The 9444-nt window shown below is 39.8% G+C and carries 17 protein-coding genes and 1 pseudogene; 13 read left to right on the top strand and 5 right to left on the bottom strand.

From position 1 onward, the window contains the following. Positions 1–108: 108 nt before the first annotated feature. From JCM14505_RS08180 to JCM14505_RS08195, 4 genes are all read right to left on the bottom strand, one after another. Complete coding sequence (locus JCM14505_RS08180; RefSeq protein WP_225352327.1) at positions 109–1068, bottom strand: tyrosine-type recombinase/integrase; 960 nt, start codon at positions 1066–1068, stop codon at positions 109–111. 236 nt (positions 1069–1304) lie between these two features. Further along, a complete protein-coding gene (locus tag JCM14505_RS08185; protein WP_054653984.1) occupies positions 1305–1784 on the bottom strand; it encodes an Ltp family lipoprotein in 480 nt (159 codons plus the stop codon). 33 nt (positions 1785–1817) lie between these two features. Beyond that, on the bottom strand, positions 1818–2189 hold the full coding sequence (locus JCM14505_RS08190) for an ImmA/IrrE family metallo-endopeptidase (protein WP_054653986.1): 372 nt from the start codon (positions 2187–2189) through the stop codon (positions 1818–1820). Beyond that, entirely contained in the window at positions 2182–2514 is a 333-nt protein-coding gene (locus tag JCM14505_RS08195; protein ID WP_054653988.1) for a helix-turn-helix domain-containing protein, read from the bottom strand. Before JCM14505_RS08195 ends, JCM14505_RS08190 begins: the two co-directional genes overlap by 8 nt. A 179-nt stretch (positions 2515–2693) precedes the next feature. Between JCM14505_RS08195 and JCM14505_RS10585 the strand changes: the two genes are divergently transcribed. The 4 genes from JCM14505_RS10585 to JCM14505_RS08210 all read left to right on the top strand — a co-directional run bounded on the left by JCM14505_RS10585 (position 2694) and on the right by JCM14505_RS08210 (position 4243). Next, on the top strand, positions 2694–2828 hold the full coding sequence (locus tag JCM14505_RS10585) for a hypothetical protein (RefSeq protein WP_439646043.1): 135 nt from the start codon (positions 2694–2696) through the stop codon (positions 2826–2828). Between the two features lie 94 nt (positions 2829–2922). Then, entirely contained in the window at positions 2923–3675 is a 753-nt protein-coding gene (locus tag JCM14505_RS08200) for a phage antirepressor (protein ID WP_054653990.1), read from the top strand. A gap of 2 nt (positions 3676–3677) precedes the next feature. Further along, positions 3678–3989 carry a DUF771 domain-containing protein gene (locus tag JCM14505_RS08205; RefSeq protein ID WP_054653992.1) on the top strand — a complete coding sequence of 104 codons (312 nt, stop codon included), beginning with the start codon at positions 3678–3680 and terminating at the stop codon, positions 3987–3989. A gap of 14 nt (positions 3990–4003) precedes the next feature. Beyond that, positions 4004–4243: a hypothetical protein gene (locus JCM14505_RS08210; protein ID WP_054653994.1), complete on the top strand. Its 240-nt coding sequence runs from the start codon at positions 4004–4006 to the stop codon at positions 4241–4243. A gap of 296 nt (positions 4244–4539) precedes the next feature. On the opposite strand, the gene JCM14505_RS08220 is transcribed toward JCM14505_RS08210, so the two are convergent. Beyond that, a complete protein-coding gene (locus tag JCM14505_RS08220) occupies positions 4540–4806 on the bottom strand; it encodes a hypothetical protein (RefSeq protein WP_054653998.1) in 267 nt (88 codons plus the stop codon). Positions 4807–5082: 276 nt separating this feature from the next. Between JCM14505_RS08220 and JCM14505_RS08230 the strand changes: the two genes are divergently transcribed. From JCM14505_RS08230 to JCM14505_RS08270, 9 genes and pseudogenes are all read left to right on the top strand, one after another. Further along, positions 5083–5313, top strand: coding sequence for a hypothetical protein (locus JCM14505_RS08230; protein WP_054654002.1), 231 nt, complete (start codon positions 5083–5085; stop codon positions 5311–5313). Positions 5314–5315: 2 nt separating this feature from the next. Beyond that, entirely contained in the window at positions 5316–6086 is a 771-nt protein-coding gene (gene bet, locus JCM14505_RS08235) for a phage recombination protein Bet (RefSeq protein WP_225352328.1), read from the top strand. Further along, a pseudogene (locus tag JCM14505_RS08240) lies at positions 6086–6938 on the top strand (PD-(D/E)XK nuclease-like domain-containing protein). The gene bet and the pseudogene JCM14505_RS08240 overlap by 1 nt, the downstream one beginning before the upstream one ends. Positions 6939–6952: 14 nt before the next feature. Further along, entirely contained in the window at positions 6953–7504 is a 552-nt protein-coding gene (locus JCM14505_RS08245) for a single-stranded DNA-binding protein (protein WP_054654005.1), read from the top strand. Positions 7505–7520: 16 nt separating this feature from the next. After that, positions 7521–8192 (top strand): helix-turn-helix domain-containing protein, encoded by a 672-nt coding sequence (locus JCM14505_RS08250; RefSeq protein ID WP_054654007.1) that lies wholly within the window; start codon positions 7521–7523, stop codon positions 8190–8192. Between the two features lie 18 nt (positions 8193–8210). Then, positions 8211–8420, top strand: a complete 210-nt coding sequence (locus tag JCM14505_RS08255) for a hypothetical protein (protein ID WP_054654010.1) — start codon at positions 8211–8213, stop codon at positions 8418–8420. 25 nt (positions 8421–8445) lie between these two features. Further along, positions 8446–8748, top strand: a complete 303-nt coding sequence (locus JCM14505_RS08260; protein WP_054654012.1) for a hypothetical protein — start codon at positions 8446–8448, stop codon at positions 8746–8748. A gap of 9 nt (positions 8749–8757) precedes the next feature. Then, positions 8758–9006 (top strand): hypothetical protein, encoded by a 249-nt coding sequence (locus JCM14505_RS08265; protein ID WP_054654014.1) that lies wholly within the window; start codon positions 8758–8760, stop codon positions 9004–9006. A 5-nt stretch (positions 9007–9011) separates the two neighbouring features. After that, positions 9012–9444, top strand: a 433-nt coding sequence (locus JCM14505_RS08270; RefSeq protein WP_156249882.1) for a DUF1064 domain-containing protein, incomplete at its 3' end; no start/stop codon positions are given.

The following is a 9444-nucleotide window of genomic DNA, read 5'->3' on the forward strand; positions in this document are numbered from 1 at the left end:
TTTTTATGGACTTCCAAGAGCTTCCAAGAATTCAAAACGCCCAAAGTTAGGCAAAATGAACACTCAAGAACGCTCATGATTTTTAAAGTTGGGACACTTAACGGGACACTAACCAAGGTCGTTAATAGCTTGTTCTATTTGGTCATCAGACCGTGCCCTAAATTCATCAATCAAGTAGGCGTATTGATTAGCGGTTGTTGTCATGTTTGAGTGCCCAAGCCGTTTGCTAATTGCATAAAGTGGCACTTCCCTTTCCAATAAGTATGCCACATGCGAGTGTCGCAACGAGTGAAAGTTGATGTCATCCTTGTGGACACCAGCAGACTCGAGTTGACGCCTCAATACCTTGTTAATTGTAGCAGAGTTCGGAACGTTATGGTAGCGGGGGTTTTCAAAAATTAAGTCGGTTTGATTCTTTTTCAAATCGTCCAGAAGCGAAAGCAATTCATCGTTAACTCGAATGGTTCGGTTTGATGAACCGGTCTTTGTCGGTTTAAATTCTTTTAATTTTGCATCCCATGATTTGTTGATTGAAATTGTCTTGTTCTCATAATCAATGTCATCCCATGATAGGGCTTGAATTTCCGATAACCGCATACCGGTGTAAAAAGCTGTTAAAATCATGTAACGTCCCGTGTAGTAACTGCTCCGATTATCTTTCAAGTAAGCAATCACCTGTTTCATCTCAGCGATTGTTAAGTAATCGATTTGACGAGTCTTATCGTTATCCCAACTTAATTCAACCTGTTGAGTGAAGTCCCGTGGAATTATGCCGTCATAGACCGCATTCTTGACGCAAACACGGATGTAGGCGTTAACCTTAACAACAGTGTGTTTTGATTTTTCTTTTCCAAAATTGTTGATGAATTGTTGATAGCGTTGTCGATTAATCGATGTGATTTTCTGTTTTCCGAAATTTTTTTGAATTACAGTAATGCAGTAGTCATAAAATCGTTTTGTTGCGTTGCTTGATCGTGGTTCTTTATAGGTTTTATACCACTCGATGTAGTAATCGATGAACGCTGGATTTTTGGACGAAAGCATGCCGTTGTATTTAAGCTGTTCCATTTCAGCGCCAGCTTTTCGTGCAGCCGCTTTAGTTTTGAATCCGGCTTTCGATTTTTTTATGTTGTTTGCCGTTCTCATCTCGCCATGTAACCCGAACCATATATCCAGTATTTGTTTTTATTATCTGAGCCACTTTTCCAATTTCCTCCTTTTTTTCAAAATTAAAGCCGTCCAGACCGGACGGCTTTTTTATTTTGGGATTATTCCTCACGGTCAAGGACTACCGATTTCTTTCTTTATTCAAGATGACTAACTGCATAGTCCGCTTGTTCTTGCGTAAACTGTTCGCCAGCACTCGATGTTAATTGGTCACGGATTGCGTCAGGAGACATGTTCATATCCTTTTGATATTCTTTCGCTTTCTTCAAAGCGTTTTCGTTCCAGTTCGCCTTAACGTGATCAACCGCGTATTGTGCGGCTTCCGGCTTGTATTTATTTCCGGCGTCAGAAGTCAATTGGTCATAGATTGCTTGCTTAGACATGTGCATTGTGTTTGCGTACGTTTTAGCGCTGTTTAAAGCCGTGATGTAAGAAGTTGGAACGTTTGGTTTCTTAGAAGTTGCGGTACTTCCAGTTGAACTAGATGAATCGCCATTCATGTTTCCGCCAATTCCACCAACAACAATCAACACCAGCAACCAAAACCACCAGCGCTTATAGAACGGTTTCTTTTGAACGTAAGTATTTCCATTTTCGTCAACAATTTTCTTTGCCATAATTTTTCCTCCTAAATTCAGCAGCTTTTAACGTCATTCACACTTGGACGTAATAATTTCCTTTACTAATTCTTCGTTGGTTAACTTATATGCTTCCATAAACTCCACATAGCTAACTTCCTTTATTTCCTTGCCTGTTTCATTTAAATAGTCATCGATCATTGCACTAATCATAAACCTGTTGGCATCCGCTTCCTGTTTAATAGCGTTTGGTTCAGTGTCTATGACGTGCATAAGCTCATGCAACATCGTGAATCTCCGCTCTTTCTCTGATAAATTCGGGTTGATGAAAATCACACGTAAGTCGGGAGAGTAGTAGCCATTGGATTGCAGTCCCTCAGCTTCCACAACGTTTACATTAAAGCGACTAGCAAGTTCATGCCAGCCACCAGCAGTATTAATCACGACTACTCAAGTAGCTTTCTATCAACCCTTTTAAAACCGCCCTATCGTGGTCGCTAACGGGCTTACCGTTAAATGCAACGAGATTATCCAGCGCTTCATCAATCGTCCCCTTTGGTTTGTTAAGCCCTAAAATTTCTTCGCTTGTTGTATTCAAAGCCGAAGCAAAGCGGTCAACTTTATTAATCGGAAACTCTCTAGTTCTATTAAAATATTTTGAAACTGCCGATTTAGAAATGTTTACTCTTCGTGCAACTTCACTGATAGATAAGTCCTGTTCTTCTCTAAGAGAATTTAAAAAGTTGATAATTTGTTCGTTCGTCCTCATCTTTTTTTCTCCTATGTAATTGCTAATTATTACAAGTCTAATTATACAATAAATGTTCTCTAGTGTACAAAAAAAGTAAAAAAAGTTTACAAAATGTGTTGACGTTTGAGAACGAGGGGGGTATTATATAAATTGTTCTCAAGGGAGAACGAAATAAAAACAAAGAGGTGATAACTGATATGACTTTTAATTATAGACGATTAAAAGCCGAACGAATTGCCCGGAAGATTAGTCAAGACGAAATGGCTGATAAACTAGATGAAGCCTTGGTCTTATCGCCGTCGAGAAAATGGGCTAATCGATATTGGGGCTGATGAACTCGGCAAAATCGCTAACGTTCTAGGAATTGATGATTTAAGTATTTTTTTCGACAAAACGGGTACAAACGAGAACGGGAAGGAAATCTAAATGGAACTGCAAACATTTAACTTTGAGGGCACGGACGTTCGCACCGTAACTATTGAAGGAGACCCTTACTTTGTTGGTAAGGACGTAGCTAACATTCTTGGGTATAAGAATGGAAGCCGTGATATTAATAACCACGTTGATGAAGAAGATAAGCTGAAGTACCAAATCAGTACCGCAGGTCAAATTCGAGAACAAACGGTAATCAACGAGTCGGGTCTATACTCGCTTATCTTAGGAAGCAAGTTACCAAGCGCAAAGAAATTCAAGCGTTGGGTTACGTCAGAAGTCTTACCAATGATCCGCAAGCACGGTGCTTATATGACGGATGAAAAGGCGTACGACATAGTGAACAACGGGAGCAAGGGGCTAGCTGACCTATTACAACAAGCAGCCGACCAGCTCAAGCAAAAGGATATCCAAATTGCTGAGATGAAACCGAAGGCATTATTCGCGGATGCCGTTTCAACAAGCGAAACACCAATTCTAGTTGGTGAGTTAGCGAAGATGTTGAAACAAAATGGTGTTGAGATGGGACAACGGCGCTTATTCGCTTGGATGCGTGAAAATGGATACCTAATTAAACGCAAGGGAACTGATTACAACATGCCAACGCAACGTGCTATGGAGCTCGGTTTGTTCCGGATTAAGGAAAGTACACACGTTAACGGTGATGGGGTAGTAGTAATCAGTAAGACGCCAAAGGTAACTGGGAAAGGACAAGTTTACTTCGTTAATAAGTTCATGGAGGGATAAACATGAAGCTTGATGAGCAAGAGTTAAAGTTATTAGCTCAACAAGTTACTCCTTTGATTGCAGAACAAGCTAAGTTTGAGCAGAAGGAACTATGGCAACGTCTAGATGATGTTAGAGAACCGTTGTTCGCTAACAAAAACCGGACTTGGATTTCGGTTCATATCTTCCAAAAGTTTCCGGAAGTTTTAAAAGAAAACAATCCAAATGGCTGGGTTATTGGAGCTTTTGGAAAAGGAAAACGAACAAAGGTGTTCACGCCACTAGCCGTTAAGTGGCTGGAAGATAATTACAGTCACATCGATTGGGAATCTTGAAAGGAGGTGGTGAATTGAACCAACACAGGTACCAGCTTGATAAAACCGAATTCATCGAAGAATGGAGCATGTCGCCAGCTACGTACTCCAGACGGATGAATTGGATAAAAGAGAATTATCCAAAATGGTATCTGGTTTACTTACCAGATCACATGATTGACATTCGGGAATATCAAAAAGCAATGACGTTTATGGCACAACAAAAGTGGGAATCCAAAATGGATACCCACTTCAAACTAAGGAGGGTTAAGTGATGAGAATTAAGCGATCAATTGCAAACACAACCTATCTTCTGACGGGAGTTTGGACTACGTGGACAATCACATCCGGCCATACTACCGCACTCGGAATGACTCTCATTCCGCTTATCATCATCGTGTGGCTTTGTTCATTGGATAGCGAAGGTTGGGAAGAATTAAGAGGAGGTTGGTTTAATGACTAGTAAATTAATGAATCGGAACGGGGCAAATTTGATTGCACGAAAAAAAGCGGCTATTTCAAACTGCTAAATCAACAGTCGAAACAACCGCTAAAGGAATACGGGTTACAGTTAGTCGTCAGCTAAATGTAAGTTCCCGTCATCACCAGGTTTGAACTCACGATTACTACGGATAATCGCTTTGTCAGAGTAAGTATCCGTAAATAGTACGAGCCCGGTGCTGTATACAAACGTAGCAGCAGTGTGATCGTTAAATTTTGCCGTGTACGTTTTAACAGTAACCGATTCGTCATATCCGGTTTTTAGGTTTTGAGTAACTTCTGCACCAGGGAAACCGTAATTAGAGTAATCGTAATCTAAATTTACGTGTTCAAACATATTTCTCACCTCCTTTCATTAGGAGATGACTTAATTATAAAACGGAGAAAATACACATGGAACTTTATAAATTAAAAACTTTTCGTACTGCGTTCTTAATTGTAATGGGAATGCTTACATGGAACAGTATTGTCAGTTGGTGGAGTAACTGGCTGACATTAACTTTGTTAATTATTGATTTGATGTGCGTGCTGATTACCTTTGCTGTAACAAAAAAAGCGACCCAACAAAGTTGAGTCGCACATAAAAAGATATTACAAGGAGAGTATAACACGAATGGATAAAAATGAACAGGTAGTCTGGTTAGCTCCAGGACAATCCAGCGAGCAACGCAGCAAGTTACACAATTTGGCAGGCTTTATTTTTGAAGCTGAAGCGTTAACAGCAAAGCTAATTGCTAATCAAAATAGCAACGTAGACTATGCAGATGCAAAAAATCTAGAGCAAACACTAGCTTACGCATTGATTAATGCAACTGATTTGAAAAAGGAAGTTAGAGGAGAATAACCATGACAATGAACCAACTACAACAATCATTTGAAAACAAGGAAGTGATTTTCCAAGCGGGTGGTGAAGAAGTTAAATTGACCGCTGGAACTGTTAAGAATTATCTAGTTTCAGGTAACGAATCAGTAACAGACCAAGAAGTAGCAATGTTTATTAACTTGTGCAAGTATCAACACTTAAATCCATTCTTGAATGAGGCTTATTTAATCAAGTTTAAAGGACGACCAGCACAAATCATTACTTCGAAAGAAGCATTCATGAAGCGAGCTGAAAGTAATCCACACTATCGAGGTTCAAAGGCGGGGGTTATCGTACTCCGAAACAACGAGATTGTTTACACAAATGGAGCTTTCACATTACCAAGCGACCAAATTGTTGGTGGTTGGGCTGAAGTAAAGCGTGACGATCGAGATGAACCAGTTCACGTTGAAATCTCAATCAGTGAGTTTGGCAAAGGCCAAGCAACTTGGAAAGCTATGCCGGCGAACATGATTCGTAAAACGGCGCTGGTTAATGCTTTACGTGAAGCGTTCCCTGATTCACTTGGTTCGCTTTACACAGAAGACGACAAACATGATTTTTCACAACCACGCCAAGTGGATGCGGATGTACAAGAAACGCCAACTAAGGCGACTGAAAGTACAGCTGAATTGTTAGCTGATTTTAAAGCAAGTAAGGAACAACAAGCAAAAGAACAGCCCAAGCCAGTTGAACCGGTAGAAGAAGATAGCGATCAAATGGGTTTGTTTGAAGCAACGGGGGACGTTGATTAATGGAGCTTACACAAGATAATTACTACTCACATGAAACGGATTATCACTACTTAAGTTTTAGCCTATACAAGGATTTTATGAAATGTGAAGCGGCAGCGTTAGCAAAGCTTAAGGAAGACTGGCAACCAACTTCAAACCCTACTCCTTTATTAGTTGGGAATTATGTTCACTCAACTTTCGAGAGCGAACAGGCTCATGAAGATTGGCTTAACCGTTCAGAATTAGGCGATAAAACCAATCGGGAGTTAATGATGACCAAGCCAACAAAGAAAGACCCTAACGGTCACTTGAGAGCTGAATTTAAGTTAGCTGACGAGATGATTAACACGCTTAAAGATGACGATCTTTTCAATTTCGTTTATCAGCCAGGCTCTGGAGAAAAAGAAGTGATCGTTACCGGAAAAATCGATGGAGTCCAATGGAAGGGAAAAATCGATAGTTTGAACCTTGACCGTGGATATTTCGTTGACCTTAAAACGGTTGATGACATCCACAAAAAACACTGGATTACGGATGAAAGCCGATGGGGTAATTTTATTGAAAGTCGGGGATATGTAATGCAAATGGCAATCTATAAGGAACTTATCAAGCAAACGTTTGGAGTTGATTGTCAGCCTTATATGTTCGCAGTAAGCAAACAAACTCCACCAGATAAGATGGCACTTGATTTCCAAGGTGATGCAGTCTTTCAAATGGAAGAAGCGATTCAACAGATTAAAGAAAATCAAGGAAACATTATAGAAGTGATTACAGGCGAAGAAAAGCCAAGCCATTGCGGTAAATGCGAGTATTGCCGGTCAACAAAAAAAATTAAATGGCTTTATTCACGCAACAGATATTGATTTTGATTAAAAGGAGAATTGAACATGTTAAATCGAGTAACGCTTACAGGACGATTAGCGGCTGATCCAGAGCTACGTTACACAAATTCTGGAACGGCACGAGTAAATTTTCGATTGGCGGTAGACCGTCAATTCAGAAATCAACAAACAGGAGAACGGGAGGCTGATTTCATTACTTGCCAAATTTGGCGAAAATCGGCAGAGAACTTTGCTAACTTCACTCATAAAGGTTCTTTAGTTGGAATCGATGGACGAATTCAAACAAGCCACTACACTGGACAAGATGGCAAGGAAGTCTACCGAACGGATGTAGTTGTTGAGAATTTCGCTTTGTTAGAACCACGTTCAAGCCAACCAGCTAACGGAAATAGCCAATCACAGCCGGTTTCAGCCCCACAGAACAATCAATGGGGAAATTATAATCAACCAGCCCAAAATGGCACAGGCGATGCTTTCGGTGGCAATTCTGGAATGTTTAATCAACAGGTAGACATGGACAATTTACCATTCGGAAATCCAACTCAAGCCGAACAACCGCAGAACAATCAAACAACGTTGGATGATGTTCCTTTCTAAGAAATGGGGGTAGCTGATGGAGAACGAAAAACCAAGTTACTATTCAATCCTTACAGCTGATGTTCGTTACGACAAACGGTTAGGAAAGCCCAATCCCCGAGAATTGTTCAGTGAAATTACAGCCCTTAGTAATAAAGATGGCTATTGTCACGCCAGTAATTCTTATTTTGCAAGGATCTATGAAGTTTCAACAGTAACAATTTCAAGATGGGTTTCGTTGCTTGAAAAGTGCGGATATTTACAAAGAGAAATCATTTATCGAGAAGGAACTAACGAAATTAAGGAACGGAGGCTTTATCCAATAAGTACCCCTATTAACAGAAAAGTTAATACCCCTTATCAAACGAGTAATGGGGGTATTAGCAAATCTGATAAGACCCCTATTATCAGAAATGTTAAAGAGAATAATACAAGTATTAATAATACAAGTATTAATAAAACTACTACTACTAATTTATATATAGGGCGGATGAAAGATAAGGATATGATCCAGTACCTTAATTCAGTTGATGATGAATTAGTAGAGTGGATTACCAGTGAAACTGAAAAAGCACCGCAACCAAGCCAGAGGTACTTTGAATCGATTGTTAAACGGTTGATGAGCATTAATGCGATGACAGTTCAGGATGCAACAAAACAGGATGAAAATCCGATACCAAAAATCGAGTTGATTAAGTTAGCAGATTAAAAGCGAGGTGATTAAGTAATGCGAAATTCAGTAAACGTGTACGTTGTGCTTGACCGCTGGGCTGCGTGGGGTGATGAGGCGGTGGCATTCATTACTACAGATTATGACGAAATCAGGGCGTGGGCGGAAGAGATTAATTACACCTACGAAGATGATTACTGGGTAGAAGAAGTGCTTCTGTCAAGATCAGATGTAAAAGCAATGGCAGAACGACTCAAAAGGTATTAGACAACAAAAATTAAGGAGACAAAATATGAACAAGAACGTGAATTCGATTATTCAAGTAAACGACGGAAAGTATGCAGTAACGGAAACGTTAGAGCAAATTCAAGAACAATCACAAAAAGGAAAATTGTTGTTCCTGCATGCAAATGAATCAGACAGCAATAAAATTCATCCGGTTTTAGTTAATGTTAATGAAGTTGCAGTAGCTATGAGCGCTAAAGAAGTAAAAGAAGCAACTCATTCTATGGCGCAGAAAATTGAAACCGAAGCGGGTGGCGAGGAATTTTTGAAAGGTTTTGCCGCTTATTTGTATAACAAATTTAATGATTAGGAGTAGACGATGATTAATAAAGATGAATTTGTTAAAAGCGTTGATGAGCTAGGATATTCGATTGATTATGATATGCCAAATCAAACGTGTTTTATCGTAAACAACAAAGGTGAAGCACTAGTATTGATTAGCTATGACTATCATTTTGGGCGATCATATAACCTTTATCCTTCATTTGAAAAACTTGGCAAATACTATCAAATCAAGCTGGATGAATTAATTGTCGAGACTGATTTTAGCTTTCTAATTAGTAGGTGAGTTGGATGATTAACAAGTACAAAATAGCAAAAAAAATCACCTACAAGGGACAGAAGTACGATTCAGAAAAAGAGTTGAAGTTTTATCAACGGTATCTGGAGTCGTTAGGCGACCGAGTACTTAATCATCCGACTTATGTTGTGCGAGATAGCTACACGCTAGGAGGATACAAAGGACGGAAACGAACATACTCGCCGGACTTTGTTGTTTTAGCCCCTGACGGCACGATAGAGCACGTCTACGATGTTAAGGCAGGCATTACCGAAAAGACACTTAAAAGCGGTCAGACAAGCGGAAAAGTGTATATAGACGCAAGCATGAAGAAATCGGTTGATGATTTTCAAAGAAAATACAATCATCCAGTGGAGCTGGTTGCAGTTTATGCGCACGACTTTAGGATGACGATTATTAACACGACTGTTCCGGTTGGAGTTTATC

The sequence above is a fragment of the Limosilactobacillus equigenerosi DSM 18793 = JCM 14505 genome (genome assembly GCF_001311375.1).
GTDB classification, from domain to species: domain Bacteria; phylum Bacillota; class Bacilli; order Lactobacillales; family Lactobacillaceae; genus Limosilactobacillus; species Limosilactobacillus equigenerosi.

What these genes read in the sequence shown, in the direction of transcription:
- JCM14505_RS08205 (WP_054653992.1), top strand. Translation starts at nt 3,678, where the DNA reads ATGAAGCTTGATGAGCAAGAGTTAAAGTTATTAGCTCAACAAGTTACT.
- JCM14505_RS08250 (WP_054654007.1), top strand. Translation starts at nt 7,521, where the DNA reads ATGGAGAACGAAAAACCAAGTTACTATTCAATCCTTACAGCTGATGTT.
- JCM14505_RS08185 (WP_054653984.1), bottom strand. Translation starts at nt 1,784, where the DNA reads ATGGCAAAGAAAATTGTTGACGAAAATGGAAATACTTACGTTCAAAAG.
- JCM14505_RS08220 (WP_054653998.1), bottom strand. Translation starts at nt 4,806, where the DNA reads ATGTTTGAACACGTAAATTTAGATTACGATTACTCTAATTACGGTTTC.
- JCM14505_RS08260 (WP_054654012.1), top strand. Translation starts at nt 8,446, where the DNA reads ATGAACAAGAACGTGAATTCGATTATTCAAGTAAACGACGGAAAGTAT.
- JCM14505_RS08265 (WP_054654014.1), top strand. Translation starts at nt 8,758, where the DNA reads ATGATTAATAAAGATGAATTTGTTAAAAGCGTTGATGAGCTAGGATAT.
- JCM14505_RS08200 (WP_054653990.1), top strand. Translation starts at nt 2,923, where the DNA reads ATGGAACTGCAAACATTTAACTTTGAGGGCACGGACGTTCGCACCGTA.
- JCM14505_RS08245 (WP_054654005.1), top strand. Translation starts at nt 6,953, where the DNA reads ATGTTAAATCGAGTAACGCTTACAGGACGATTAGCGGCTGATCCAGAG.
- JCM14505_RS08195 (WP_054653988.1), bottom strand. Translation starts at nt 2,514, where the DNA reads ATGAGGACGAACGAACAAATTATCAACTTTTTAAATTCTCTTAGAGAA.
- JCM14505_RS10585 (WP_439646043.1), top strand. Translation starts at nt 2,694, where the DNA reads ATGACTTTTAATTATAGACGATTAAAAGCCGAACGAATTGCCCGGAAG.
- JCM14505_RS08230 (WP_054654002.1), top strand. Translation starts at nt 5,083, where the DNA reads ATGGATAAAAATGAACAGGTAGTCTGGTTAGCTCCAGGACAATCCAGC.
- bet (WP_225352328.1), top strand. Translation starts at nt 5,316, where the DNA reads ATGACAATGAACCAACTACAACAATCATTTGAAAACAAGGAAGTGATT.
- JCM14505_RS08180 (WP_225352327.1), bottom strand. Translation starts at nt 1,068, where the DNA reads ATGGAACAGCTTAAATACAACGGCATGCTTTCGTCCAAAAATCCAGCG.
- JCM14505_RS08255 (WP_054654010.1), top strand. Translation starts at nt 8,211, where the DNA reads ATGCGAAATTCAGTAAACGTGTACGTTGTGCTTGACCGCTGGGCTGCG.